26 protein-coding genes are annotated in these 25,985 nt (G+C 67.4%); 12 read left to right on the top strand and 14 right to left on the bottom strand.

Features of this window, described 5'->3' with window-relative positions; genetic code table 11:
• Positions 1-52: 52 nt before the first annotated feature.
• Positions 53-787, top strand: a complete 735-nt coding sequence (locus tag DYQ94_RS13875; protein WP_160954493.1) for an SIMPL domain-containing protein — start codon at positions 53-55, stop codon at positions 785-787.
• A gap of 234 nt (positions 788-1,021) precedes the next feature.
• Here the strand turns inward: DYQ94_RS13875 and DYQ94_RS13870 are convergent, their stop codons facing one another.
• Positions 1,022-1,261 carry a hypothetical protein gene (locus tag DYQ94_RS13870; RefSeq protein ID WP_237474878.1) on the bottom strand — a complete coding sequence of 80 codons (240 nt, stop codon included), beginning with the start codon at positions 1,259-1,261 and terminating at the stop codon, positions 1,022-1,024.
• On the opposite strand from DYQ94_RS13870, the gene DYQ94_RS13865 reads away from it, so the two are divergent.
• Positions 1,149-1,757 (top strand): energy transducer TonB, encoded by a 609-nt coding sequence (locus tag DYQ94_RS13865; protein WP_425519000.1) that lies wholly within the window; start codon positions 1,149-1,151, stop codon positions 1,755-1,757. The two genes, DYQ94_RS13870 and DYQ94_RS13865, sit on opposite strands and share 113 nt — an antisense overlap.
• Positions 1,758-1,995: 238 nt before the next feature.
• Here the strand turns inward: DYQ94_RS13865 and rlmH are convergent, their stop codons facing one another.
• The gene (rlmH, locus tag DYQ94_RS13860; RefSeq protein ID WP_126965939.1) at positions 1,996-2,466 is read right to left on the bottom strand and encodes a 23S rRNA (pseudouridine(1915)-N(3))-methyltransferase RlmH; all 471 of its coding nucleotides are present in this window, start codon (positions 2,464-2,466) and stop codon (positions 1,996-1,998) included.
• Positions 2,467-2,587: 121 nt separating this feature from the next.
• On the opposite strand from rlmH, the gene DYQ94_RS13855 reads away from it, so the two are divergent.
• Positions 2,588-4,129 (top strand): alkaline phosphatase PhoX, encoded by a 1,542-nt coding sequence (locus DYQ94_RS13855; RefSeq protein ID WP_160954494.1) that lies wholly within the window; start codon positions 2,588-2,590, stop codon positions 4,127-4,129.
• Positions 4,130-4,341: 212 nt separating this feature from the next.
• Here the strand turns inward: DYQ94_RS13855 and DYQ94_RS13850 are convergent, their stop codons facing one another.
• From DYQ94_RS13850 to DYQ94_RS13820, 7 genes are all read right to left on the bottom strand, one after another.
• Entirely contained in the window at positions 4,342-5,457 is a 1,116-nt protein-coding gene (locus DYQ94_RS13850) for a J domain-containing protein (RefSeq protein WP_126965937.1), read from the bottom strand.
• Between the two features lie 11 nt (positions 5,458-5,468).
• Positions 5,469-5,879, bottom strand: a complete 411-nt coding sequence (gene rsfS / locus DYQ94_RS13845) for a ribosome silencing factor (protein ID WP_126965936.1) — start codon at positions 5,877-5,879, stop codon at positions 5,469-5,471.
• A gap of 57 nt (positions 5,880-5,936) precedes the next feature.
• The gene (gene nadD, locus DYQ94_RS13840; protein ID WP_126965935.1) at positions 5,937-6,806 is read right to left on the bottom strand and encodes a nicotinate-nucleotide adenylyltransferase; all 870 of its coding nucleotides are present in this window, start codon (positions 6,804-6,806) and stop codon (positions 5,937-5,939) included.
• Positions 6,803-7,831 carry a DNA polymerase III subunit delta gene (holA, locus tag DYQ94_RS13835; RefSeq protein WP_047126816.1) on the bottom strand — a complete coding sequence of 343 codons (1,029 nt, stop codon included), beginning with the start codon at positions 7,829-7,831 and terminating at the stop codon, positions 6,803-6,805. Before holA ends, nadD begins: the two co-directional genes overlap by 4 nt.
• Before the next feature lie 185 nt (positions 7,832-8,016).
• Complete coding sequence (locus tag DYQ94_RS13830) at positions 8,017-8,658, bottom strand: LPS-assembly lipoprotein LptE (protein WP_024939734.1); 642 nt, start codon at positions 8,656-8,658, stop codon at positions 8,017-8,019.
• Between the two features lie 222 nt (positions 8,659-8,880).
• Positions 8,881-11,523, bottom strand: coding sequence for a leucine--tRNA ligase (leuS, locus tag DYQ94_RS13825; protein WP_104590048.1), 2,643 nt, complete (start codon positions 11,521-11,523; stop codon positions 8,881-8,883).
• 71 nt (positions 11,524-11,594) lie between these two features.
• A complete protein-coding gene (locus DYQ94_RS13820) occupies positions 11,595-12,206 on the bottom strand; it encodes a DUF998 domain-containing protein (RefSeq protein WP_039522279.1) in 612 nt (203 codons plus the stop codon).
• 187 nt (positions 12,207-12,393) lie between these two features.
• On the opposite strand from DYQ94_RS13820, the gene trxA reads away from it, so the two are divergent.
• The 4 genes from trxA to DYQ94_RS13800 all read left to right on the top strand — a co-directional run bounded on the left by trxA (position 12,394) and on the right by DYQ94_RS13800 (position 15,292).
• A complete protein-coding gene (gene trxA / locus DYQ94_RS13815) occupies positions 12,394-13,251 on the top strand; it encodes a thioredoxin (RefSeq protein WP_039522282.1) in 858 nt (285 codons plus the stop codon).
• Between the two features lie 120 nt (positions 13,252-13,371).
• Positions 13,372-13,821 carry a DUF4442 domain-containing protein gene (locus DYQ94_RS13810; protein WP_054591558.1) on the top strand — a complete coding sequence of 150 codons (450 nt, stop codon included), beginning with the start codon at positions 13,372-13,374 and terminating at the stop codon, positions 13,819-13,821.
• Positions 13,822-13,992: 171 nt separating this feature from the next.
• Entirely contained in the window at positions 13,993-14,235 is a 243-nt protein-coding gene (locus tag DYQ94_RS13805) for a DUF378 domain-containing protein (protein ID WP_054591530.1), read from the top strand.
• 151 nt (positions 14,236-14,386) lie between these two features.
• Positions 14,387-15,292: a peptidylprolyl isomerase gene (locus DYQ94_RS13800; RefSeq protein WP_039523066.1), complete on the top strand. Its 906-nt coding sequence runs from the start codon at positions 14,387-14,389 to the stop codon at positions 15,290-15,292.
• A gap of 44 nt (positions 15,293-15,336) precedes the next feature.
• Here the strand turns inward: DYQ94_RS13800 and DYQ94_RS13795 are convergent, their stop codons facing one another.
• Entirely contained in the window at positions 15,337-16,224 is an 888-nt protein-coding gene (locus tag DYQ94_RS13795; RefSeq protein ID WP_039522286.1) for a DMT family transporter, read from the bottom strand.
• A 170-nt stretch (positions 16,225-16,394) separates the two neighbouring features.
• Between DYQ94_RS13795 and DYQ94_RS13790 the strand changes: the two genes are divergently transcribed.
• From DYQ94_RS13790 to DYQ94_RS13775, 4 genes are all read left to right on the top strand, one after another.
• Positions 16,395-17,330 carry a LysR substrate-binding domain-containing protein gene (locus DYQ94_RS13790; protein WP_039522288.1) on the top strand — a complete coding sequence of 312 codons (936 nt, stop codon included), beginning with the start codon at positions 16,395-16,397 and terminating at the stop codon, positions 17,328-17,330.
• 331 nt (positions 17,331-17,661) lie between these two features.
• The gene (locus tag DYQ94_RS13785; protein ID WP_024939743.1) at positions 17,662-17,976 is read left to right on the top strand and encodes a metalloregulator ArsR/SmtB family transcription factor; all 315 of its coding nucleotides are present in this window, start codon (positions 17,662-17,664) and stop codon (positions 17,974-17,976) included.
• 30 nt (positions 17,977-18,006) lie between these two features.
• The gene (locus DYQ94_RS13780; RefSeq protein WP_126965934.1) at positions 18,007-19,440 is read left to right on the top strand and encodes a DUF2867 domain-containing protein; all 1,434 of its coding nucleotides are present in this window, start codon (positions 18,007-18,009) and stop codon (positions 19,438-19,440) included.
• Positions 19,441-19,521: 81 nt separating this feature from the next.
• Positions 19,522-19,815: a hypothetical protein gene (locus DYQ94_RS13775; protein ID WP_046964921.1), complete on the top strand. Its 294-nt coding sequence runs from the start codon at positions 19,522-19,524 to the stop codon at positions 19,813-19,815.
• 212 nt (positions 19,816-20,027) lie between these two features.
• On the opposite strand, the gene DYQ94_RS13770 is transcribed toward DYQ94_RS13775, so the two are convergent.
• Positions 20,028-20,837 (bottom strand): DUF4349 domain-containing protein, encoded by an 810-nt coding sequence (locus tag DYQ94_RS13770; RefSeq protein ID WP_126965933.1) that lies wholly within the window; start codon positions 20,835-20,837, stop codon positions 20,028-20,030.
• Positions 20,834-21,190 (bottom strand): aldehyde-activating protein, encoded by a 357-nt coding sequence (locus tag DYQ94_RS13765; protein ID WP_126965932.1) that lies wholly within the window; start codon positions 21,188-21,190, stop codon positions 20,834-20,836. The genes DYQ94_RS13770 and DYQ94_RS13765 overlap by 4 nt, the downstream gene beginning before the upstream one ends.
• A gap of 97 nt (positions 21,191-21,287) precedes the next feature.
• Between DYQ94_RS13765 and DYQ94_RS13760 the strand changes: the two genes are divergently transcribed.
• Entirely contained in the window at positions 21,288-23,093 is a 1,806-nt protein-coding gene (locus DYQ94_RS13760; protein ID WP_126965931.1) for a DUF885 domain-containing protein, read from the top strand.
• A 217-nt stretch (positions 23,094-23,310) separates the two neighbouring features.
• Here the strand turns inward: DYQ94_RS13760 and DYQ94_RS13755 are convergent, their stop codons facing one another.
• Positions 23,311-25,143 (bottom strand): ABC transporter ATP-binding protein, encoded by a 1,833-nt coding sequence (locus DYQ94_RS13755; protein WP_126966139.1) that lies wholly within the window; start codon positions 25,141-25,143, stop codon positions 23,311-23,313.
• Positions 25,144-25,340: 197 nt separating this feature from the next.
• Positions 25,341-25,937 carry a plasmid pRiA4b ORF-3 family protein gene (locus tag DYQ94_RS13750; protein ID WP_126965930.1) on the bottom strand — a complete coding sequence of 199 codons (597 nt, stop codon included), beginning with the start codon at positions 25,935-25,937 and terminating at the stop codon, positions 25,341-25,343.
• Between the last annotated feature and the right edge of the window lie 48 nt (positions 25,938-25,985).

Raw genomic sequence — 25,985 nt, 5'->3', positions numbered from 1 at the left:
CAACATGTTCATCGAACCGGCAACACGCTTCCCCTACAGACAAGGAGATCTCATGCGTACCACCCTCAAACCGTTGTTGCTGGCCCTGTCCATCGCTGCCGGAACCGCCATGACCGCCCACGCCCAGACCGCTCCGAGCTACACCATTCCCAACGACGGCACCCTGCTCAACGTGTCGGCCGAGGCGGAGGCCAAGCGCATACCGGACATCGCCACGCTGTCGGCCGGCGTGGTCACCCAGGCCGCCGACGGCAACGTCGCCATGCGCCAGAACGCCGAACAGATGAGCAAGGTCATAGCCGCGATCAAGGCCGCCGGCATCGCCGACAAGGACGTGCAGACCACCGGCATCAACCTCAGCCCGCAGTACACCTACAAGGAAAACGAGGCGCCCAAGATCAACGGCTACCAGGCCAGCAACACGGTCAGCCTCAAGGTCCGCGACATCTCGCGCCTGGGCAAGGTGCTGGATGCGCTGGTCGCCCAGGGCGCCAACGACATCAACGGCCCCAGCTTCTCGGTCGACCAGCCCGAACCGGCCTACGACGAGGCCCGTGTGGCCGCGCTGAAGAAGGCCCAGGCCCGCGCCGACACCTATGCCAAGTCGCTGGGCCTGAAGGTACGCCGCATCGTCAGCATCTCCGAAGGCCGCAGCGGCGGCGGCGTGCGTCCGATGATGATGGCCGCCTCGATGCGCTCGGCCAAGGCCGAGATGGACACCCAGGTCGCCCCGGGCGAGAGCACCTTGTCGATCAACCTGGACGTGACGTTCGAGTTGGGTCGTTGACCTGACCGCAGCCGCGTTCGGCTTGCTTTCCAGACTGCCCTCCCGGAGGGCAGTTTTTTTATTGGGCACGCCAAAAGTTGTGTTGCCTCGCCTTGCGAGGACACCTGCCCCGCTTCCGGCACGAGTCAGATGTGCCAAATGTGTGCGGATCGATGCGACCGGGGCGAATCGACCAGCCGACCTCCAGCGCGTCGAAATCGCTTGTGCCCGCGCAAGGCTCGCGGTAAACCTACGCTACCGGATGGTGTAGTGCATCCGGGTCGCGCTGGTCCTTTCCGCAGTTCCGTTGAGGAGGTGGATGATGGTTCGCACGCAATCGCAGGTTTCTTCCCGATCCACCGGCATCGACACGTCGCGCGTTCTGGCGATGAGCACGGCGGTGGCCTTCCATCTGCTGGCCGGCGGGTTGTTGTTGATACCGCTCTCGTACCGGGCAATTCCGCAGCAGCCCGCACCGAAAGAACGCTGGGTCATGCCCATCACCATCGAGACGCCGCCGCCACCGGTGTTTCCGATCGAGGTGAAGTTCAAACCGAAGGCAACGCATACATCGCCGACCACGGTGCCGGTGCAGGTGCAGACCCCGGTGATCAGTGAGCCCGCGGTGGTCGACAACGCAACGTTCGCCTTACCTGCGGTCTCGGAGGCGGCGTCTGACAGCGCGCCGGCGATTGCCGCGCCCAGCGGCCCGGTCGAGGCAGGCCAGCTGCAGTATCTGAGTTCACCGGCGCCGAGTTACCCGGTGGCGGCACTGCGTGCCGGGCAGCAGGGCACGGTGCTGCTGCGCGTGTTGGTCGGCACCGATGGGCGCCCGGCCGAAGTCAGCGTGCAGACCAGCAGCGGTCATCGCGCGCTCGATCTGGCGGCTCGTAGCCAGGTGCTGCGCAACTGGCGCTTCCAGCCGGCGATGCAGAACGGCCAGGCCGTGCAGGCCTACGGCCTGGTGCCGGTGAGTTTTTCGTTGAACTGATGCGTCATCACCTGCGGCGACCCGGATGCCCGGTCGCCGCATGGTCTGGCGTTGCGCAGCCGGCTGCTGCAAGACCACGGTTTCAGCTGTTGCATGCGCATCGTCGCAGTGCGCCTTGCGTGCACGCGACGACGTGCGGTCTCGCAGATCGGGTTGAGGGTACGCCCGGCTACTCGCCCGCACATCCATCTCGAAAGCGCAGCGGCGACGCGCGGCTCACTGCCGTCGCGTATGCCGCTTAGGCGCGGTGGTACGGGTGATTGGCCAGCATCGCCGCAGCGCGGTACAACTGCTCGGCGACGATCAGGCGCACCAGCATGTGCGGCAGGGTCAGCGGGCCGATCGACCAGCTTTCGCTGGCGGTTTTCAGCACCTCGGCGGCGTGGCCTTCGGGGCCGCCGATCAGGAACGCCAGATCGCGGCCCTGCTCGCGCCAGTGCTCCATGCGCTGGGCCAGCTGTTCCGAACTGAGCGGGCGGCCCGGGATATCCAGCGCAACCACGTAGGCGTTCTTGGGCAGCGCGGCGAGCACACGGCGGCCTTCGTCGTCGATGGCGCGTTGTGCATCGCGGCCCTTGCCACGCAGGCCGGGTTCGATCTCGACCAGCTCCAGCGGCATCCAGTGCGAGAGACGTTTCTGATATTCGGCAAAGCCCTGCGCCACCCAGGCCGGTGCGCGCTCGCCGGTAGCGATAAGTCGGCATTTCATGACCACATGATATCCGCGTCACAGCTTGGGCATTGGAACCGGGGGGATCACAGCGGTGTCATGGTGCGGTTACAGCGAGCTTCTAGGGTCGGCGCACTACCCAGCCCGCAGGAGTCGTTCGATGCCGATTTTCGATCCCGCCCGCCGCCAGGTGCTCAAGGGCAGCGCTGCCGTGATGGCCGCCGGTGCGCTAGGCAGTTTGAGTGCGCTGCAGTCGCGCCAGGCCCAGGCCGCCAACAGTTCCTCGCCGCCGCTGCAACTTGCCCCGGTGCCTAGCCGGTACGGCCCGCTCGCGCCGGTCGCAGACCAGAGCACCGGACTGCCGCTGCTGCAGCTGCCGCGCGGTTTCAGCTACCGCTCGTTCGGCTGGAGCGGCGACCGCATGGACGATGGCCAGCCCTGCCCCGACCGCCATGACGGCATGGCCGTGGTCGGCCTGCGTCGGCCCGACTGGCGTCCGGGCAGCGATCCGCTGCGCGGCCTGGAATACGTGCTGATCCGCAACTACGAACGCGGTGCGACCACGCCGTTCCGCGCGCCGGCGATGTACGACACCGGCATCGTCAGCGGCACCCAATCCGCCGGTGGCGGCACCACCACGCTGAGTTACGGCCGCCGCGGCTGGGGCAGCCTGGAGCCCAGCCTGGGCGGCACGCTGGTCAACTGCGCCGGCGGCCCGACCCCGTGGGGCACCTGGCTGAGCTGCGAGGAGATCAAGACCAACGCGGTATCCAGCACCGGCCGCAAGCACGGCTATGTGTTCGAAGTGGACCCGGACAGCCAGCGCACCACCGGCCGCCCGCTGGTCGGGCTGGGCCGCTTCAGCCACGAGGCGGTGGCGATCGATCCGCGCACCGGCATCGTCTATCTCACCGAGGACGACCGCAACAAGGCCGGGCTGTACCGCTTCATTCCCAACGACCGCCGTGGGCGCAATGGCTCGCTGGAAAACGGTGGCCGGCTGCAGGCCGCACGCGTGCGCGGGCGGCGCAATGCCGATCTCACCGTCGCCAGCATCGGCCAGCAGTTCCAGCTGGAATGGGTGGACATCGAAGAGCCGGATCTGGACAGCATCGCCGCGCCGGCCGGCTTTGCCGACATCGGCGCCAACGACACCCTGAGCGGGCCATTTGCGCAGGCCTGGGCAGATGGCGCGCTGCGCATGAGCCGTGGCGAAGGCATCTGGTACAGCCACGGCAAACTGTTCATCGTCGACACCAGCACCGGCGTGGATGCGCAGGGCCGGCGCGGTTACGGCAATGGCGCGGTATGGGTGCTGGACCTGTTCACCCAGCGCCTGAGCGCCCTGTTCGTCAGCGGCAATCAGCTGGCCGCACACAACCCGGACAACGTCACCGTCAGCGCGCGCGGCGGCGTGGTGCTGTGCGAAGACGGCGGCGAAAGCCCGGACGAATACGGCCCCGGCGCGCGGCTGCTCGGGCTGACCCGCGGCGGCGAGTCGTTCTATCTGGCCAAGAACAATGTGCAGCTCACCTCACAGCAGATCGCCGATGCCGGCAAGACCATTGCCGAGGGCGACTACCGCGATACCGAGTTCTGCGGCGCCTGTTGGGATCCGCTGGCGCGCACCCTGTTCGTCAACATCCAGACCCCGGGTATCACGCTGGCGATCACCGGCCCGTGGGAGCGCGGGCCGTTGTGAGCCTGCGGCCCTGAGCTGGCTGTCTTAGGCACAGGGCAACGGCCAGCGCTGCCGAACGGACCGGCCTCCGTTCGGCAGCGTCGCTCCGGCCGCCGGCACAACGCCGCGCATGCACGCGTTCCGATTGCAGTGTCCAGCCAAGGCTGCGCGCCGCACGCGCGCGCAGCAGCGATGGCGGATGTGCAAGCCGACAACCACCATAAAGACCGGGATCAGAACCAGGGCGCGTCGGGCGCGCCCGCCATGGCGCGCTGCCGCTTCAACCAGCGCTTGAACGATTGCGGGTCTTCCAGCTCGCGCAGGCCACGGCGCGCGTCCAGCAGGTCGTCTTCGACCTCGCGCTTGAGTTGGGCCATCAAACGGCCCAGTCGCTCCGGCTTGGGTCGCGACGGCAACTCCAGCCCGTATTCGGCGCAAAAGTCGTCCGACTGCTGCTGCACCTGCTGCTGCAGCTGCCTGCACTGCCGATCCAGTTCGCGGTTGTAGTCCTGCAGGCGCGCGGCGCTCATCGCATCCACGCCTTGGGCGTCCATCAGGCCGATCTCGGCCTGCAGTTCGAGCAGACCCAGCAGATCACCGGCCTTGTAGGCCGCGTTGAGCCGCTGCATCAGGATGGTGCGCGCGGCGTGGTCGTCGGCGCCCTTGGCGCGGTCCGGATGCAGATTGCCGGCCAGCTTGCGATACAGCTCGCGCAACGGAGGCGGCTCGGCATTCTCCCCAACTGCCTTGTGCTCGGCACGCTTGCGCCGTTGCGTGTGGCGTTGCTGTTGCTGCGCACGCTCCTGCTGCAGGCGCTCGCTGACGCGCTCGTAGAGCTGTTCGGGCGAATCGATGCCATCCAGCTCGTCGGCATCCAGCCCGTAGGCCTGGCCGAGGATCTGCTTCATCAGCGCATCGGATTCGGCGACTTCCTGGTCGTAACCGGCTGCGCTGTGGCGATCGTAGATCGGGCGCAGTGACGCGTGGCCGGCCTCGATCAGCGGGGCGGCGATATCGCACAGCAACTCGGACAGGAAGGCGCGGTCGGCCTTACCCAGTTTGACCGTGGCATACGCACGGTCGAGCTCTTCGACCAGGACGATGTCGGCCGCGCGGCGGTGGTCGAGCAAGGGCTGCAATTCGGCGTGGTAACGCTCGCGCCACTGCGACAGTGCAAGCTGCCAGGCCTGCAGGTCGGCACGATGCCGCTCCAGGTCGCGCAGCAATCGGTCGAAGCGTTTGCGTGCCGGCGACAGCGGCGCGCCGGAGGCGTGTGCGCCCTGGCTGTGCAGCTGTTGCAGCGCCTGCGAGGCAGGCGCATCGGTCGGGGGTCGGGCATTGCGTGGCATGCCCGGCTCACTCACTCTTCGAGATCGGCTTCCGCGTCGTCCGGACGCTGGTCACCCACCGTCCACAGACGTTCCAGCGCGTAGAACTCGCGCACGCGCGGCAGCATCACATGCACCACCACGTCGCCCAGGTCCACCAGCACCCACTCCGCCTCGCGCTCGCCTTCCACGCCCAGCGGCATCACGTCCAGGCGCTTGGCGAACTTGACCACTTCTTCGGCGATCGACTTCACGTGGCGGGTCGAGGTACCTGAGGCGACCACCATGTAATCGCAGACGCTGGACTTGCCGCGCACATCGATCTCGACCACGTCCTTGGCTTTCAGCTCCTCCACGGCCTCGCGCACGGTGGCCAGCAGGGCCGGCACGGACGGCGGCGGATTCGGGATGGAGGTCTTGATGACTTGGGCTTGGGTGGTCAAAGCGGGCAACTCGATGGAATTGGCGCGAATTATAGGCCGGTCCGGCCGGCTGCGTGTTCAGCTAGTCGGCGGGGCTAAGCCGTAGAGGCCTTCGTGCGCGATAAATGCCGCCACCGATGCCGGCAGCAGCGCCTGCCAGTCGCCGCCGGCGGTGATGCGCGAGCGCACCGCGCTGGCCGATTCACCGCGCAACGGCTGCTGCAGCGACCACAGGCGGCCTGCGGGCGAGGTGCCCAGCTCGCCCGCCCTGGCGGCCCAGCGGCCATGCACTGCCGCGGCGAGCTGCGGCGCGGCGGCCAGGTCCAGCGGCGTGCCCGGACGCGCGGCAATGACGAAATGCGCCAGTTCGAACAAATCTCCCCACTGATGCCAGCTGCTCAGTCCGACGAAGGCATCGGCACCGAGCAGCCAGGCGATCGGTGTCGTGGGGCCGAGCTCGGCGCGCAGCGCGCGCAAGGTGTCGACGGTGTAGGACGGCGCATGGTCGCGGCTGGCGCGTTGCAGCTCGCGGGTGTCCAGCGCCAGCCCGGGGGTGTCGGCCAGCGCCAGCTCCAGCATGCGCGCGCGCTGCGCTGCGGTGGCGCCGGGTGCGGGACGGTGCGGCGGATCGGCGGCCGGTACCAGGTGCACCAGCGCGCCCAGTTCGTCGCGCGCGGCGCAGGCGATGGCGAGGTGGCCCAGGTGGACCGGATCGAAGGTGCCGCCGTAGTAGAGGTGGAGCTGGGATTGGGGAATCGGGATTCGGGAATCGGGGTGGAGCCGGGATTCGGGAATCGGGATTCGGGAATCGGAAGAGCGTGGGTTCGGCGCTGCCGGGCGGGAGTCGGTGGGCAGAGAGGTAGGGGCCGCAGCTGCGGCCTGGTCGGGGGTTGCGCTGCTTGGGGAGGTGGGTCGCGCGTCGCCGTTGGCGGCATCGCCGGCTTTCACGCCAGCAATCTCACCGCGCGGGATTCGGCCACGGCCACCAGCAGGCGTTCCAGGCCGACCCAGGGGTCGCCATCGGCGCGGCCCTTGGCCATGCGGTCGACCCGCGAGGCTTCGGCGACGAAGCGCTCCCAGCGCCGCGGTTCGGGGTGCCGTTGCAGCGCGCGCTTGAACGGCGCCTGGCGCGATTCCCACAGGCCCTGCGCCTTCATTTCGGCAGCGAGGTTGCCGCCGTTGGCCTGCACCTTGGCCAAGGACGCAGTGCGCAGCAGTTCCTTGATCAGGATCGGCATCAGCGCGGCCACCGCCTCGCCTTCGGCGCGCAGGCCGGCGAGCATGCGGATCGCTGCGGCCGGCTGCCCGGAGAACGTGGTTTCGGCCAGGCGGAACACGTCGTAGCGCGCGGCATCGGCGACCAGCGACTCCATCGCCTCCAGGTCCAGCACCTTGCCATCGGCCAGCAGCACCAGCTTGTCGATTTCCTGCGCGGCGGCCAGCAGGTTGCCTTCCACCCGTTCGCTCAGGCGCTGCACCGCCGCGGCGTCGGCACGCAGGCCGTGACTGCGCAGGCGGCGCTCGATCCAGTCCGACAGCTCGTGCGGCTTGATCGCCCAGGCCACCGAAATGGTGCCGATGCGGCCGATCGCATCGGCCCATTTGCCCTGGTGCGCCTTGCTCCAGTCGTTGGCGGTGATCAACAGCACCACATCCGGCGGCGGGTTGGCGCAGAAGCGGGTGATGACCTCGGCGCCGTCCTTGCCCGGCTTGCCGCTGGGCAGACGCACTTCCACCAGCCGGCGCGGACTGAACAGGCTGGGCGCGTTGAAGGTCGCATCCAGCTGGTTCCAGTCGAACTCCCGGCCATCGGCATCGAAGACCTCGCGCTCGCTGATGCCTTCGGCGCGCGCGCGTGCGCGCACCGCATCGGCTGCCTCCAGCACGCGCAAGGTCTCCGGACCGGCGATCAGGTAGACCGGCTGCAGCGGCTGATTGGACTGGCCGGCGAGCTGTTCTGGGCGAAGTTCCATGACTAGGTAAGTTCCATCACTACAAAGGCACGCGCCACTGCACCGTTACGCACCAGACAGCGTCGGCAGCGATCGTCGGGGCATGCTCGCCGCGCAGCAAGCGCGACATGCGCCTGGCGCACGCCACCTCCGCACAGCGTGCGCGGTTGCCCGGCAGATGCGCGGACGGGACGATCACCAGTTGCTCAGTTATTCGACGAAGACGCGGGCGGCAGCGAGGCCGGCACGCTCGATTCCGGCGTGGACGGCTGCACCGGCGGTGTGGTGGCCGGCTGCAGCGGCGCGCTGGGCGTGCTTTCCAGCGTCTCGCCGCGCTCCACGCGCGCGCGCACGACGCTGTCGATGCGACGCAGGATCGAGGCCGACATGTCCTTGCGCAGTTCGTTGGCGAGGATCTCGCGCTCGGTCGCGGTGCCGGTGGCATCCACCGGTGGCGACACGTAGTCGCGCGACAGCTCGATCACCTGCTGCGGCACCAGCACCGAGCCGTTGGCGGTGGTGACGGTGAAGATGGCCGCATAGCGCAGGCTGTATTCCTGCGCGCGGCCCTGACTGTCGATGGCGATCGGCAGATCGCCCCAGCGCTCGGACAACACCTGCACCTGCGCAAAGCCGGTCTTGGCATCTTCGTCGGCCAGGGTGGCGCCGGCGGCCTTGAGGCCACGCCGCAACAACTTGGCCAGCTCGCTGTACTGCACCGCGGACTGCACCTTCACCGCGGGCGTGTCCGGCGGCAGCGCCAGCGAGTTGCGCAGATGGAAGCCGCAGGCGGTGAGGCTCGAGACGAGCACGAGGGACGCAGCGAAGGCAGTAGGAAATCGAATCATGGGCACAGTCTGGATGAGCGCCCCGGCGGCGGCAACAGGCGGCTAGCCTGCCCGACACCGCGTGAACGGGGCTTGAGAGGGCGCCGCGAAAAACGCGGCGCCCGGGAATGACAAACGCGTCGCCACGCGCCGGTGAAATGAATGACCACACGCCACTGCGGCAATCTCACCTGCGCGTCGCCACGCCGGTCCGCGACACTGCACGGACCGGCGTGGCAACGATCAGCCCGCCACGATATTCACGATCTTGCCGGGCACGATGATGATCTTGCGCACGCTCAGCCCTTCCAGGAACTTGGCCGCGTTCGGCTCGGCCTGGGCCAGCGCTTCGATCTGCTCGCGTCCAACATCGGCGGCCACCTCGATGGTGCCGCGCAACTTGCCGTTGACCTGCACCGCCAGGGTCAGCGCGTCGCGCACCAGCGCGGCGGCATCGACCTGCGGAAACGCGACATCTTCCAGCAGCGTCTCGCCGTGGCCCAGTACCTGCCACAGGGTGTGGCTGGCGTGCGGGGTGATCGGGTTGAGCAGCAGCACCATCGCCTCCAGGGCTTCCTGGCGCACCGCCCGGCCCTGCGCACTGGCATCGTCGAACTTGGCCAGCGCGTTGGACAGTTCCATCACTGCGGCGATCGCGGTGTTGAAGCTGTGGCGGCGGCCGTAGTCGTCGCTGACCTTGCCGATGGTTTCGTGGGTCTTGCGGCGGATCGCCTTCTGCTCGGCGCTCAGTGCGGCGGCGTCCAGTGCAACGGCGGCGCCCTCGCCCACATGCTTGTGCACCTGCACCCATAGCCGGCGCATGAAGCGCGCCATGCCATCGACGCCGGCCTCGTTCCATTCCAGCGACTGCTCCGGCGGGGCGGCGAACATCGAGAACAGCCGCACCGTGTCGGCGCCGTACTTGGCCACCATCGACTGCGGGTCCACGCCGTTGTTCTTGGACTTGGACATCTTCTCGGTGCCGCCGATGTGCACCGGCTGGCCGTCGGCGATCAGCACCGCGCCGGTGACGCGGCCGCGCTCGTCGCGCTGGATCTCCACGTCGGCCGGATTGATCCAGTCCTTGCCGCCGTTATCGGCATCGCGATAGAAGGTGTCGGCGATCACCATGCCCTGGGTGAGCAGGTTGGTCACCGGCTCGTCGCTGTCCACCAGCCGCGCGTCTCGCATGAGCTTGTGATAGAAGCGGAAGTACATCAGGTGCAGGATCGCGTGCTCGATGCCGCCCACGTACAGGTCGGCCGGCATCCAGTAGTTGGCGCGGCGATCGACCATGTCGCGTGCGTTGGGGCTGGTGTAGCGCGCCACGTACCAGCTCGACTCCATGAAGGTGTCGAAGGTGTCGGTCTCGCGCTCGGCCGGGCCGCCGCAGTCCGGGCAGGTGGTCTGGCGCCAGGTCGGGTCGGTCTTGATCGGCGAACCGGTGCCGGCAAATTCCACGTTCTCCGGCAGCACCACCGGTAACTGGTCTTCCGGCACCGGCACCGCGCCGCACTTGGCGCAATAGATCACCGGGATCGGGCAGCCCCAATAGCGCTGGCGGCTGACGCCCCAGTCGCGCAGGCGGTAATTGACCCGGCGCTGGCCCTGGCCCTTGCGCTCGAAACGCTCGGCCAGTGCCTCGAAGGCGCCGCCGAAATCCAGGCCGTCGAACTCGGCCGAATTGATCAGCTCCAGCGGGCGGCTCTTGTCGGTGTACCAGTCGCGCCACTGGCTGGCGTCCCAGCTCTGCTCGTCGTCGTTGCGCGGCTCGCGCAGCTTGACCACCTGCACGATCGGCAGCTTGTACTTGTTGGCGAACTCGAAATCACGCTGGTCGTGGCCGGGAACCGCCATCACCGCGCCGGTGCCGTAGCCCATCAGCACGAAGTTGGCCACCCACACCGGCACCTGCTCGCCGCTGATCGGATGCACCGCGGTCAGGCCGGTGGCCATGCCGCGTTTTTCCTGGGTTTCCAGCTCGGCTTCGGAGACGCCGCCGTGCTTGAGCGTTTCCAGCAGCGCGGCCAGCTCCGGATTGGATTTGGCCGCATGCAGCGCCAGCGGATGCTCGGCGGCGATCGACACGAAGGTCACGCCCATCAGCGTGTCCGGGCGGGTGGTGAACACGCGCAGCGGGTCCAGCGGTGCACCGTCGGTGTCGCGCACGTCGAACTGGATCTCCAGCCCTTCCGAGCGGCCGATCCAGTTGCGCTGCATGGTCTTGACCGAATCCGGCCAGCCGTCCAGCTGGTCCAGGCCGTCGAGCAGTTCCTGCGCGTAGTCGGTGATGCGCAGGAACCACTGCGGGATCTCGCGTTTTTCCACCAGCGCGCCGGAGCGCCAGCCGCGGCCGTCGATGACCTGCTCGTTAGCAAGCACGGTCTGATCGATCGGGTCCCAGTTCACCACCGCGTTGCGGCGATAGGCCAGGCCCTTGCGCATCAGCCGGGTGAACATGCGCTGCTCGTGCACGTAGTACTCGGGCGTACAGGTGGCGAACTCGCGCGACCAGTCGATCGCATAGCCCAGCGATTTGAGCTGGCCGCGCATGTGGTCGATGTTGGCGTAGGTCCACTTGGCCGGCGCGGTCTTGTTCTTGATCGCCGCGTTTTCCGCCGGCAATCCGAACGCGTCCCAGCCCATCGGCTGCATCACGTTGTGGCCGGTCATGCGCTTGTAGCGGCTGACCACATCGGAGATGGTGTAGTTGCGCACATGGCCCATGTGCAGCGCACCGGACGGGTACGGCAGCATCGACAGGCAATAGAACTTCGGTTTGTCCGAAGTTTCGTCGACCTGGAAGGCGTGGGTGGCATCCCAGAACTGCTGGGCGGAGGTTTCGACCTGCTGCGGGTCGTAGGCGTTCGGTTCGACGGTGGACATTGGGAGCGGATGCTCGGGCGGTGCAAAGCGGCACAGGGTACCGCAGTGCAGCAGGTGCTCCAAACGCTGTCTCAGGTGGCGGGTCTGGCCGGCCAGCGCCAGGCCGCCACGGCGAGCCAGCCGACCCAGGCCAGGAACGCCAAGCGCTGGGCGATCGCCTGCCGCAGCAGGCCCGGCGGGCCGAACGCCAGCACCGCCACCAGCAGCCCCGCGCCCAGGCTCAGCCATGCCAGTGCGCGGGTGCCGGGCTGGTTGAGCAGCGCGGCGGCGAGCAGCAACATGCCCGGTACGAACGCCACCGCCCACAGCAGCCAGGCGGTGGCATGGGCCTGGCTGGCGCGCCCGTCCAGATCGGTGGGATCCAGGGGCAAGGCGCCCATGCCGAGAAAGGCCAGCCCGGCCAGTACGATCAACTGCCCGCCTACGCGCAGGCTCCAGCTGGATCTGGCCGGCATGCGCGCCAGCAGGCTGACTCCGGTGGCCATGCCGAGCGCACCGACCAGCACGAACGCCAGCAGGTTGAAGCCCAGCGCATGCGGCACCCCGTTGGCACCGAGCAGCGCAACCGGATGGCTGGCCTGCAGGTAACCGGGCAGTGCCACGCCGAAGCCGGCCACCGCCAGCACGAAGACGGTTGCGGCGACCAGGCCCAGGTAGCGCTGGGTGCCATCGATGCGTGTCATTGCCTTGCTCCAACGCGGGGCGCAGGCTGCGCCACCAGGACGCAGCATTGTCGTGCCGGGCGCGCGTGGCGTGAACCCCTGCCGGCGTGACGGCCGGCCACGCCATGCGCGCGGGCCGGCCAGCCTTGTGTCGGCCCGGTTTGCCACCATTACCTCCCACTGTTGCCGCAATCACTTCTGGAAGCCCATGTCCGACAAGCCGCACGTATTCGATGCCACCACCGACACCTTCGAGACCGAGGTCCTGCAGAAATCGTTGACGACACCGGTGCTGGTGGACTTCTGGGCCACCTGGTGCGGCCCCTGCAAGTCGTTGACGCCGATCCTTGAAAAGCTCGCCGCCGACTACAACGGCGCCTTCGAGCTGGCCAAGGTCGATGTGGACAAGGAGCAACAGATCGCCGCCGCGTTCCAGATCCGCTCGGTGCCGACGGTGTTCTTGGTCAAGGGCGGCGAGCTGGTCGATGGCTTCCCGGGCGCGATGCCGGAAGGCCAGGTGCGCGAATTCCTGACCCAGCACGGCGTGCTGCCGGCCGAGCCGCAGGTCGCCGAAGCACTGCCGCCGGCCCCGCTCGAGCCGCAGGACCAGGTCGCCGCGCTGCGTGAGGCGATCGCCGCCGAGCCGGACAAGGACGAGCTCAAGCTGGACCTGGCGTTGGCGCTGCTCAAGACCGGCGACACCGCCGAGGCCGAGCAATTGATCGACGCCCTGCCCGCCAACCTGGCCACCGACGACCGTGCGGTGCGCGCCAAGGCCCGGCTGAGCTTTGCCAATGTGCTCAAGGACGCGCCGGATGCCGACGCGCTGCAGGCCGCCGTTGCCGCCAACGGCGCCGACCTGCGCGCGCGCCATCTGCTTGGCGTGCGCCACCTGCTCGACGGCCACGACGAGGCCGCGCTGGAGCAGTTCCTGGAAATGCTGCGGCAGGACCGCGCCTTCGACGACAACCTGCCGCGGCGTAGCCTGATCGATGCGTTCCGGGTGATCGAGGACGAAGACCTGGTCGGCCGCTACCGCCGCAAGATGTCGTCGCTGGTGTTCTAAGCACCGCCGGCACCACGGCGCCCGGTCTGCAGGCCGGCCGGGCGCTGCCGTCACCGCCACAGCTTCCATACGCATGCGAATGGTATGCTGCAGACCCGCCACGCCATGGACCCTGGCCGCATGCGTGCTTCACTGTTCAAGCTCGGTATCAACCTGTGGCCGCCGTACCTGTTCGCCGGCATCCACGTCACCGCGTTGTCTCCCGACTACCGCTACGCACGCGTGGAACTGCGCCAGCGGCCGTGGAATCGCAATTACGTCGGCACCCATTTCGGCGGCAGCCTGTTCGCGATGACCGACCCGTTCTGGATGCTGCTGACCATGCAGAACCTGGGGCGCGACTACTACGTGTGGGACAAGGCCGGCAGCATCGAGTTCGTCAAACCCGGGCGCGGTACGGTGAGCGCGGAGTTCGTCATCGACGACAGCGTGCTGGCCGAGTTGCGCGCCGCCACCGCCAGTGGCGAAAAACATCTGCGCTGGTTCGAAAACGTGGTGCACAATCGCCAGGGCGAGGTGGTGGCACGGGTGCGCAAGCAGTTGTACGTCAAGCGCAAACCGGCACGCTGACACTGCGCCGTCGGCGCGCGGCCGGATGGCCAACACACTGCATCGGTTTCACGCGCGTCGGCTGGATGTGATCGTGGCGTGCGCAAGCCCGTCATGCCCTCGCGCACGCTCACGAGGTGTTGCGCGCGGCATGCGGACTCTGGGGTCTCCCAACCCACACGGACTGTCTTCATGAAAACGCTCAACGTCATCACCCTGGTGCTTCTTATCGTCGGCGGCTTGAACTGGGGCCTGGTCGGTCTGTTCCAGTTCGATCTGGTCGCCACGCTGTTCGGCGGCCAGGATGCCCTGCTGTCGCGTGTGGTCTACACGCTGGTCGGCATCTCTGCGTTGTGGCAGCTGGTCCCGCTGTTCCGTAACGACCATGACGCCAACGTTCACCACACCAGCCCGCACGTGCGCAACACCCCGTAAGCGCACAGCTGAAGCAGGCATGCGCGTGACAGCACGACGCCGGCGCATTCCGCCGGCGTCCTGCTATGCGTTTATGCACGTTGCGTCCAGGCGCTTTGCGTCCGGGCGCGTGGTCGGCAAGAATCGGGCATCCCTCCCGCTGGCTGCCTTCATGCTTCTGCGCACTGTTGCTTCCGCCTGCCTGCTTGCCCTGGTGTTACCCGCTGCCGCCAACGCGGCCTATCGCAGCCCGCAGCAGATCCTGGATGCCTCGCCGGCCAGCGCCTGGCGCGTGCTCGACCCCGAGCGCACGCTGTACCTGGAACTGGATGGCGGACGGGTGATCATCGAGCTGGCGCCGCAGTTTGCGCCCGCGCACGTGGGCAACATCCGCACCCTGGCGCACGAGCGCTTCTGGGACGGGCTCAGCATCTACCGTTCGCAGGACAACTTCGTGGTGCAGTTCGGCGACCCGGATGGCGAGACGCCGGCCAAGGCCAAGTCGCTGGGCTCGGCGAAGACGCACCTGCCGGCCGAATTCGAACGCCCGTCGCAGGGCCTGGATTTCCAGCGCCTGCCCGACAGCGATGGCTGGGCGGCGCAGGTTGGCTTTGTCGACGGCTTCCCGGTCGGGCGCGACAGCGCCAGCGGCAAGACCTGGCTGGCGCATTGCTACGGCACCCTGGGCGCCGGCCGCAACAACGACGAAGACAGCAGCATCGGCGCCGAGCTGTATGTGGTCACCGGGCAATCGCCGCGCCAGCTGGACCGCAACATCACCGTGGTCGGCCGCGTGGTCAAGGGCATGGAGTTGCTCAGCGTGATCCCGCGCGGACCGGACCCGATGGGTTTCTACGAAGACCCCGCGCAGCGCTCGCCGATCCGCGCCATTCGCCTGGCCAGCGAGGTGCCCATGCCCGAACGCACGCCACTGCAGTTGCTGCGCACCGACAGCCAGACCTTCCGCGATGTGGCCGAAGCGCGCCGCAATCGCAAGGACGATTTCTACAAGCGCCCGGCCGGGCATATCGATCTGTGCAATGTGCCGTTGCCGGTGCGGACGCCGCCGGCTGGCTAGTTGGGGATTGGGGATTGGGGATTCGTAAAAGCGGGCGCGCTGGCCTAGCGGGCGCGCTGGCTGAAGGCGACGCTGCCCAGGATCAGCACCGCGGCCACCAGCATGGTCCAGGTCAGCGGCTCGCCCAGCAGCGACCATGCCAGCAGTGCGCCGAATACCGGCACCAGATAGGTCACCGTGGAGGCGCGCGCCGGGCCGATGCGCTGGATCAGGCGGTAATACATCAGGAACGCCAACCCGGTGCACACCACGCCCAGCGCGGTGGCGCAGGCCCAGGCCACTGCCGGCACCGGCGTGGTTGGCCACTGCAACCAGGCCAGCGGTGCCAGCAGCAGCGCGCTGCAACCCAACGTGGACGCTGCCGATGCGGCCGGCGGCAAATCGCCCATGTGGCGCTTCACCAGGTTGTAGCCGATGCCGTACAGCAGCGACGCGGTGGCGCCCGCCAGTGCCGCCGGCCCCACGCTCAACCCGGCCGACTTGCCGGTGGCCAGCACCAGCACGCCGATGAAACCGATCAACAAGGCCAGCGCGCGACGCGTGCCGATCTTCTCGCCGAAGAACAGGAAGGCGATCAATGCGGTGAACAGCACCGTCATCGCATTGCAGATCGCACCGATCGCGGCCGGTGCGTGTTGCGCGCCCCAGGCGAACAGCAGGAACGGCAACGCGGAGTTGAGCACGCCGATCGCCGCCAGCATCGGCCAGCGACGCAGCGGGAAGCGTTCGCGCGCCAGCCACAGGAACGGCAACAGCACCAATGCACCGAGCGCCAGGCGGATTTCCACCAGCGCCACGGTGCCGAACCTGGGTGCGGCCACGCGCATGAACAGGAACGAGCAACCCCAGACGATGCCGAGAAACCCCAACTCCAGCGGGGTGCGCCATTCGCGTGCCGCAACCGCTGGCTGCGTCGCCGGCTGCGCGCTCATGGCCGCACCTGCGCACGCTGCCGTGATGTGCTGAAACCGCAAGAGACAACATCAGGCAAGCAGACGGGCATGGCACGATCATCGCGATGGGGTAATGCAGCATCGGTTGCAACCGCAGGCGCGACAAGCGCGTAGTATCGAGGCGAGCCACAAATCTCACTCATGTCTCGATGAACCTGCGCCCCACCCTGCTGCCCGCGCTGGGCGTGTTCGCCGCCGCCGCGCGCCACCAGAACTTCGCGCATGCCGCCGAAGAACTGCATCTGACCGCCAGCGCGGTCAGCCACCATGTGCGCAAGCTCGAAGCGCTGCTCGGCGTGACCCTGTTCCAGCGCTTGCCGCGCGGGGTCAAGCTCACCGCCGAGGGTCGCCAGCTGGCCGACGCCGCCACCGCTGCATTGGCCGAGATCGCCTCGGTGGCCGGCAACCTGCATCCGCGCGAAGATGCCATCCCGCTGCGCGTGACCACCTTGCGCTCGCTGTCGTACTGCTGGCTGTTGCCGCGGCTGCCGCGCTTCTGTCGCGCGCATCCGCATATCCGCATGGATCTGCAATCGGACGCGGCGTTTTCGCGCTTCGAAGAAGGCGGCCCGGATCTCGGCATCCGCTATGGCCAGGGCGCCTGGCCCGGATTGACCTCGCATCATCTGATGGACGACGAACTGTTTCCGGTGGCCTCGCCGTCACTGCCGGAGGTCGCTGCGCTACGCACGCCGGCGCAGATCGCGCAATTGCCGCTGCTCACCGACATGTCGCCGCAGGGCTGGCGCGACTGGTTCCGTGCCGCCCAGGTGCGCGGCACCACGCTGCCGCCGATGCATACCTTCAACGACAGCACCGACGCGATGCGCGCGGCGGTCTATGGCCTGGGCGCGGTGCTGGCGCGCAAGCACATCGCCCAACCGTACCTGCAGCGTTACGAGCTGGTGCGCCTGCCCGGCCCCACCCTCAAGGCACGCTACGCCTACTACATCGTGCACCCCAGTCACCGCGTCCCCGGCCCTGCGGCAATGGCGTTTATCGATTGGCTCAAGCGCGAGGCGCTGGACGAGCGCACCCCGATGCCTGCCTTGCCGGCAGAGCTGCTGGCACTGCCTGCAGCCTGAGGTGGCTGCTTGCATCGCTGCAACCTTGCATGCCGGGCCCTGCCTGCCTTGAGAACTTGAGCGCGGTGCCTGAGCCGATGCTGCCGGACTGATCTGGCATGCCTGGGCTGCAGGCCGCCAACCGCAAAAACCTTCAGCACCTATCGGCTGCGACCTGCCCCGCGGGCAGATCCCACGCGCCAGAGGCCTGGGCATCCCCCATCACGGCAACGTTGGCGACAGCCGCCAGCCGCGCCGGACCACCGCCGGGCAGTGCCGCGCCGAAAAGACGCTTGACATCGGCCGCAATAAAATCAATTAATTAGCTAATTCGTTAATTGCCTAATTCCTTATGTCCATCGACCGCATCTTCGAAGCCCTTGCCTCCCAGCCCCGCCGCAAGATGCTGGCGTGCCTGGCAGACCAGGAACTCACCGCCGGCCAGATCGGGCAGTTGTTCGAAATGAGCGCGCCAGCCATCTCGCGGCATCTGTCGGTGCTGGAAAGCGCCGGGCTGGTGTCCAGCGAACGGCGCGGCCAGTTCGTGGTCTACCGGCTCACCCCGGACAACATGGTCAACACGCTCAGCAGCTTTGCCTTCGAAGTCTGCCCGGCCTCGGCGCCGCTCAAGCGCAAGGCGCGCGCCTTGACCAAGAAGACCTCCTGACCTTCCTCCGGCCGCAAAGGACTCATGCCGATGATCAGCACGCCCCAGCAACGCCCTGCCGATGCACAGGCAGGTTTTCCGTCAGTCCGTCTGGAGTCCTACAGCGGCGGTCTGCCGGTGGAGGTCACGCTGATCGCACAGCTGGGCGTGGGCGCAGGCAACCCGTTGATCGAACAGGCCTGCCGCCGCCAGCGCGCGCATCCCAGTTTTCACGATGCGCTGGACGAGCCATCGGCACGCCTGGCCGGCACCGACTTTGCGCACGGCGAATCGACTGCCCTGTTCTCGTTTGCGGTGGGCGCCAACGGCCACCCGTTCCATCGCCACGCCGGCCATCGCATGTTCACCGCCATCACCGGCAGCAGCGGCGCGCAACTGCGCTTCTGCACCGCCTCGATGGAGCAGATCGAACAGGATCCACAGCACTTTCTGGCGGCGTTGCGGCATATCGATCTACCGGCCGACTGCCTATTCACCGTGCGCTTTGGCGGCGGCACCTGGCATCAGTTCGCACCGCTCAAAGCGCAAGCCGCACACCCGGCATTTTTCGCACTGTCCTGCCACAGCGACGAGGCCGGCGGCGCGTTGAGCGATGCGGTGCGCGCACGCGTGCTGTCCGGCACCGCCGATATCGCCACGCTCACCGAAACGCTGCCGGAGGCGGTGATCGGGCTACTGGCCTCGGCGCAGGCACGCGCGCTGCAGATCCCCACCGTACGCCTGTCGTTGGCCGCATCGCCAGGCAGCAGCAGGTCTGCATGGTGCGGCCGGCTGCGCGCGCTCAGCGGCAGGCTGCGCCAGGCAGTGAGCCGGCTGCGTCGACCGGTGGGGTTCGTTGCAATGGCACCGCAGCTGGCGCAGGTCAGCGTGCATGCCGAGCCCAAGCCCGGCTCGCTACTGACCCGGCACCTGCAGGGCTTCGATCATCAGGACAGCGTACGTCTGCGCCTGCAGCCGCATGAGTTGCGTCAACGCGGTGCGCACACTTTGATGGCGTTGCTGCTGGAGGGGTTCACCGAGCGCGCGCCGCGCGGCGTGACCTGGTTGATGCGGCTGCGCAATGCGCTGGTGGCGCCGCTGCAGTTGCGAACTTCTCCGCTGGGCTGCCCGGTGTCTTCGTTGCTGTCGGCACAGCGCGACTGCCTGTTCGCAGGGCGATTCCCGGTACTTGCGCAAGACAACGCGCCACTGGATCGACGCGTGCAGGTATTGCTGGGCGCCGACGACCGCCACCTAGTCTTCCGCAGCAGCGTGGGCGTGGAAGTGCTGGAGGATGGCAGCGTGGAGCTCAGCCTGGAGACGCGCGTGGCCTGCCGCAACAGGTTTGGCCGCGTTTACATGGCCTTGGTGGACGGCGTGCACCATCGCTACATCGCACCGGCGCTACTGCGCACTGCCGCCCAGGCCCTGCTGGTGCCGGTACTGGAGACCACCGCATCACAGGCAACCGCGCGGCGCCCGTGAGCGGCCAGCGCACGCGGCCATCACCCGATCTTGCCTGACGGCTGCCTAGTCTTTGGGTCCCCAATCCAAGGAAGCTTTCCCATGCCGACTCTTCGCATGCGTATCACCGGCACCGACGACGACGCGCGTGCCATCGCCAACCTGCTGCAGAGCATCGAAGGCATCGAACACGTGGAAGAAGTCGACGACCTGATGCCGCACCTGGATGACGACGATTCCAGCTCGGCCGGCCTGTCCGACGATGAAGGTCCGGGCAGCCACGAGTTCGAAGTGGAAGCCGGCAATGAAGCCACTGCGCAGAAGGTGCGCGACGCCGTGCAGGAACTGGCCCTGCAGCTGGACGTGTTTGTCGAGTACGAATTCGACGAAGGCTGAGCCGGCTGCGTACCGACTGCGCTGCACTTGCGCGCAGTCGGTGTCTGGAGATGTTGCACACCATGCGCTGTACCGCGATCGTGGATCGCGTGCAAACAGCGCAACCAGGATCAACGTGCTACTGCGCGACGCGTCGAATAACTGCCTGACGTAAGCGCCCTTTCCAAAACATGCGCAGCTAATGCGGCATCGCCGACCAGCTACGCAGTGGATCAGGACATCCGGCGGCGTCGCGCACGCCAGCGCCATGCCTGCAGCAGCAGCCAGCCGACGATCCCCCCCAGCACCAGCACCGGCAGCAACGCCGCCACCGCGCGGATCACGAAGGCCACGCTGGATGCGAAGACCTGGCCGAACTCGGCTGCCGCCTCGGCAATCTCGCCCCTGCCCTGCTCGCCACCGGTGCTGCGAAAATTGAGCGTCAGCAACTGCGTGCGCACGCGCCGTTGCTGCTGCGCGGCGTCCTGCTGGGTCTGCTGCGCTTCGGCCTCGATCTCGGCAAGCCGCTTGGACAGGGCCAGCAGATCGGTCACGGCCAGGTCGCGGCGTTGCTGCAGTTCGAGCAGGCGCGCATGTTCCTTTTGCAGGCGCGCCTGTGCCAGCCCGGTATCGGCGATCTGCTGCGCCAGATCCTCGGCACGCGTGCTGCGCGCGGCGACATCGCCATGCTGGCCGGCCAGTTGCACCATCGGCTCGATGCCGTCCGGAGCTAACCGCACGCTGACGCTGCCGCTGGGGTCGCGCCCACCGGTTTGTTCCACCGCCAGCAGCGCGCAGTCGCCGAACTGCGCCGACTGGCAGGCGGTGCGTACTGCGGCGATGCGTTGATCGATCTGATCGGCCGGCAGTTCGATGCGTACATCGTGCTCATACGCCAGCGCATTGCCTTGCGCGGCGGGCGGTGCCGGTGCCGGCGCCGGCGCGCCGCCGTCTGCCGCCATCTCGCCCGACGGCCTGGCACATCCGCTCAGCGCCCAGCCCAGCAACAAGCCGACCGCGTACCACTGCATCCGGCGCCTCATCGGCTGGCTCCATCGGCCGCGTGCATGCTCTGCACGGCCAGACCCGGCGCGGACATACCCCGCAGCTTGACCGCCACACTGGCCTCGCCGGCCCTGCAACGCACACCCGTGCTGGAGCGTGCACTGCCGCGCTGCGGGAAGTGGTGGTGATTGGCATGCTGCCGGTTGAAGCGATGGATTCCCGGCATCTCGGGCGCCGCCTGCAGGCGCAATGGCGCGCGCATGCCCGGCCGCAGCAGGCCGCCACGGCGACGGCATGACGCACACGTGCGCTCGCACGCCTCGGGGTTCGGCGCATCGGTGTCCGGGTCGAACGCGATGCGTCCGCAATGACAGCTGTGGGCGTCGTGCATGGTGATCCTCCTTGAAAGCGGCCACTCTAAACCAATGGCGGATGCGGACAAGCGCGCACATGCCTATGCTGGCGGATTGCTTCCATTGGAATCCACCATGCGTCAACGTCTGCTTGTCCTCGCCCTGCTCGCCGGCCTCAGCGCCTGCCAGCAGCAGTCCGAATCGCCGCGCGCCGGCAACCCCGATGCCGCGACGCAGGCTGCGCAGACGCCGGATGCGCGCTTTGCGGCGCTGTCCAAGCGCGCGCTCGACACCTGGATGCAGCTGTCGCCGGTCACCGCCACTCAGACCGGCGATCACCGTCTCGATACGCAGATCGACGATCTGAGCAGCGCCGGGCGCCAGCGCAGCCTGGAGGCCGGCAAGAAGCTATTGAGTGAGCTGGATGCCATCGAGGTGGCCAAGCTGTCGCGCGAGAACCAGGTCGATGCGGCCATTTTGCGCAACCAGCTGCAATCGGAGATCTGGAACACCGAGGTGCTGCAGAGCTGGGCCTGGGACCCGCAGGTCTACAACGGCCTGGCCGGCAGCGCGCTGTATGGCCTGATGGCGCGCGACTTCGCGCCGCTGTCCGAGCGCCTGAGCTCCGCCACGCAGCGCATGGAGAAGATTCCCGGCATCTTTGCGCAGGCGCGCGCCAACCTGGACCCGGCCCGCGTGCCGAAGATCCATGCCGAAACGGTGGCCAAGCAGAACAAGGGCATCCTCAGCATCGTCGATACCTTCATCGCGCCCAATATCGGCCAGCTCGGCCCGATCGAAGCGGCCCGCGCGCAGGCCGCCATCGACGATCTGCGCAAGGCCGTGGCCGAGCAGCAGACCTGGCTGGATACCGTGCTGGTGCCCAATGCCAAGGGCGATTTCCGCGTCGGTGCGCAGATCTACGACCAGAAGCTGAAATTCGCGCTGCTGTCTTCGCTGTCGCGTGCCGAGATCAAGCAGCGCGCCGAGTCCGAGCTCAAGCGCGTCCGCAGCGAGATGTACGGCATTGCCCGCACGGTACTCAAGGACAAGCCCGGCGCACCCAAACTGCCCGAGACGCCCAATGACGACCAGCAGCAGGCCGCGATCGAGGCGGCGCTGGAACTGGCCTATGCCGACAAGCCGGCACGCGACAAGGTGGTCGACGACGCCAAGGCCGCACTGGCGCAGTCCACCGAGTTCGTGCGCCAGAAGGATCTGATGACGCTGCCCGATTCGCCGGTGGACATCATCCTGATGCCGGAATTTCAGCGCGGCGTGGCGGTGGCGTACTGCGATTCGCCGGGCCCGCTCGACAAGAATCTCAAGACCTTCTATGCGGTCTCGCCGATTCCCGACGACTGGAACGACAAGCAGGTCGATTCGTTCCTGCGCGAGTACAACAGCCGCATGATCCACCTGCTCAGCATCCACGAAGGCACCCCGGGCCATTACCTGGAAGGCTGGCATTCGGCCAAGTTCCCCTCCACGCTGCGCGCGGTGCTGCGCTCGGGCATGTTCGCCGAAGGCTGGGCGGTCTACACCGAACGCATGATGCAGGAACAGGGCTATCTGGATAACGACCCGCTGTTCCACCTGGTGCAGCTCAAGTTCTACCTGCGCACCATCGCCAACGCCATCCTCGATCAGGGCGTACATGTGGATGGCTGGGAACGCGACAAGGCGATGCACCTGATGACCCACGACACCTTCCAGCAGGAAAGCGAAGCGGCGGGCAAGTGGGTGCGTGCGCAGCTGTCGTCCGCGCAGCTGCCGACCTACTTCGTCGGCGTGCAGGAACATCTGGACACGCGCAAGGCGGTGCAGGACAAGCTGGGCAAGGACTTCAACCTGAAGGCGTACCACGACCAGATGCTGTCCTACGGTGCCCCGCCGGTGCGCTTTGCACGCGAGTTGATGCTGGACCAGCCGATCGAGTGATTGATCCTTCTCCCGAGGGGAGAGCGAGTGCCCCTTCTCCCCTCGGGAGAAGGAGCCCCAAAGGGGCGGATGAGGGTACGGGCGAAGCCTGGCGTGGCCGGAACTAGCGAGTGGTTTCACCCCGTACCCTCACCCCAACCCCCGCTCCGCGCCCCAGCAGGAGAGGGGCGTGTTGCTACCGTGGTTGCACGTTTGTGCAGCCCACTAAACAGCGACCTCACCCATCCGCCGCAACAAACCCGCCAGTCTGCCGCGCCCACAGGCGTGCATACAGCCCGCCCTGCGCGATCAGTTGCGCATGCGTGCCGGTCTCGACGATGCGTCCGGCATCCATCACCACCAGCCGGTCCATGCGCGCGATGGTGGAGAGGCGGTGCGCAATCGCGATGACCGTCTTGTTGCCCATCAACGCGTCCAGGCTGTCCTGGATCGCCGCTTCCACTTCCGAGTCCAACGCCGAGGTGGCCTCGTCCAGGATCAGGATCGGCGCATCCTTCAGCAGCACGCGCGCAATGGCGATGCGCTGCCGCTGACCGCCCGACAGCTTGACTCCGCGTTCGCCCACATAGGCAGCGAATCCGCGCCGGCCTTCACCATCGATCAGCGTGTCGATGAAGCCTTCCGCGCGCGCCTTGCGTACCGCTTCCAGCATCTGCGCGTCGCTGGCCTGCGGCCTGCCATACAGCAGGTTGTCGCGGATCGAACGATGCAGGAGCGAGGTGTCCTGGGTGACCAGGCCGATCTGCCCGCGCAGACTTTCCTGGGTAACCTGGGCGATGTCCTGTCCGTCGATGAGGATGCGCCCCTGCTCCAGGTCGTACAGCCGCAGCAGCACGTTGACCAGGGTCGACTTGCCCGCGCCCGACGGCCCGACCAGGCCGATCTTCTCGCCGGCACGCACCTGCAGGTCCAGCCCGGCGATCACGCCGCCGCGCTTGCCGTAATGGAAATGGATGTGCTCGAACTGCACCTGGCCGTGTGTCACCTGCAGCGGCACGGCGTCGGGCGCGTCCTGCACCAGCACCGGCTGCGAGATGGTCTGCATGCCGTCCTGCACGCTGCCGATGTCTTCGAAGATGCCGTTGACCGTCCACATGATCCAGCCGGACATGTTGTGGATGCGGATCACCAGGCCGGTGGCCAGCGTGATCGCGCCGACGCTGATCTGGCCGCGGCTCCACAGCCACAACGCCAGCCCGCAGGTGCCCACGATCAGGAAGCCGTTGGCCACCGCAATGGCAGTATCCATCGTGGTGGTCACGCGCGTCTGCCCGCGATGCTTCACCGCCAGCTCGTCGATCGCATCGCGCACATAGGCCTGTTCGCGGCCGGCATGGGCGAACAGCTTGAGCGTGGAGATATTGGTGTAGCCGTCGACGATGCGCCCGGTGGCCTTGGAGCGTGCATCCGACGCGATCCACGCGCGCGCCTTCATGCGCGGCACGAAGAACGCCATCAGCGCGACATATACCACCAGCCAGATCAGCAGCGGCAGCATCAGCCAGGGGTCGGCCTGCGCAAACAGCCACAGCGCGCTGCCGGTATAGACCACGATGTACCAGAGCGCATCGACCATCTGCACCGCCGATTCGCGCAGCGAGGTCCCGGTCTGCATCACCCGGTTGGCGATCCGGCCGGCGAAATCGTTGTTGAAGAAGCCCAGGCTCTGCCGTACCACGTAGTTGTGCATCAGCCAGCGCGAGCGGTTGCTCAGGCCCGGCACGATCGCCTGGTTGACCAGCAGGTTGTGCAGCCCGGTGAACAGCGGCCGCGCCACCAGCGTGATCGCCGCCATCCAGAGCAATTCGCCGGCATGCCGGCGGAAGAAGTCCGCTCCCGGTCGCTCGGCCAGCATGTCGACGATGCGCCCGAGGAAGTCGAACATCGCCACTTCCACCAGGGCCAGCAGCAGTCCGGCGATCAGCGTGGCCAGCAGGATCGGCCACAAAGGCCGCAGATAATGCAGATAGAACCGCCACACGCTGCGCGGCGGCATTTCCCGCTCGATCGGCGGGAAGACATCGATCAGGGATTCGAACCAGCGAAACATCGCAGACACTTTCGGGAAAAACCGGGAGATCAGGCTAGCTGATCGCGCGTCAAGCTGCAGTGGCGCTGGCGTCGGGTTGCTGCAGCATCACCTGCACGGCAGGCTGCGATGCGCGTAACAGGCAACCGGATCGATTTCGCTTGCCCAAGCCATGCATGGCCTGGGCGTCACTGCAGGTCATGCGGCGTCAGTCGCGCTCACTCGCGGACACGTGCGAGCAGGCGGTTGACCTCGGCCAGATCGAAATGGCCCGGATCGAAGCGCCCGCCCAGGGTGGCCAGCTCCTGCACATGTTGCGCATGCTCTGGGTCGGCGATGATCCGCAGCAAGGCCTGGTAGCTGTCGATTCCTTCGCTGCTCTCCGGCGGGCAGGCATTGGCGCCGTCCACGCAACGGGCCGCGCGCAGGCTCGCGTCCGGCGGCAGGATCGCCTCGACCTGGACGCGGTGCTGCCAACCCGCGCCGGCACCGTAGAAATAGTCGAAACGCTCCAGCTCGCCCACCGCGCTTTCGATGCTGACCCGGGCAGCATGCTTGAGCCGTGGCCGCTCCGGCACATCCAGCCCGGATTCGCCGTAGCGGCCGCCGCCCAGGTCGAATTCGTACGGATGCGCACCGCTCCAGCCCATCAGCGGTTGCAATACACGATGCAGCGTGGCCAGGCGCAGCGCTCCGGCCACCAGCACGCGGCGCCAGATCAACGGCGCGCTGTCCACCAATGAAACATGCAGCTGATATACCGGCGCAGGCGTGGGTACCGCCTGCTGTGCAACTTTCTTCTTGGCTTTGCTCATCGGGTCTTGGTCGTGTCTCTCAGTCGCCAGTATGGCGGCAGCGGCCCG

Source organism: Xanthomonas sp. LMG 8993 (genome assembly GCF_009835065.2).
In the GTDB taxonomy this organism is placed as follows: Bacteria; Pseudomonadota; Gammaproteobacteria; order Xanthomonadales; family Xanthomonadaceae; genus Xanthomonas; species Xanthomonas arboricola.
Note: the sequence above shows the minus strand (reverse complement) of the source record. Positions and strands in the feature narration are given on the sequence as shown.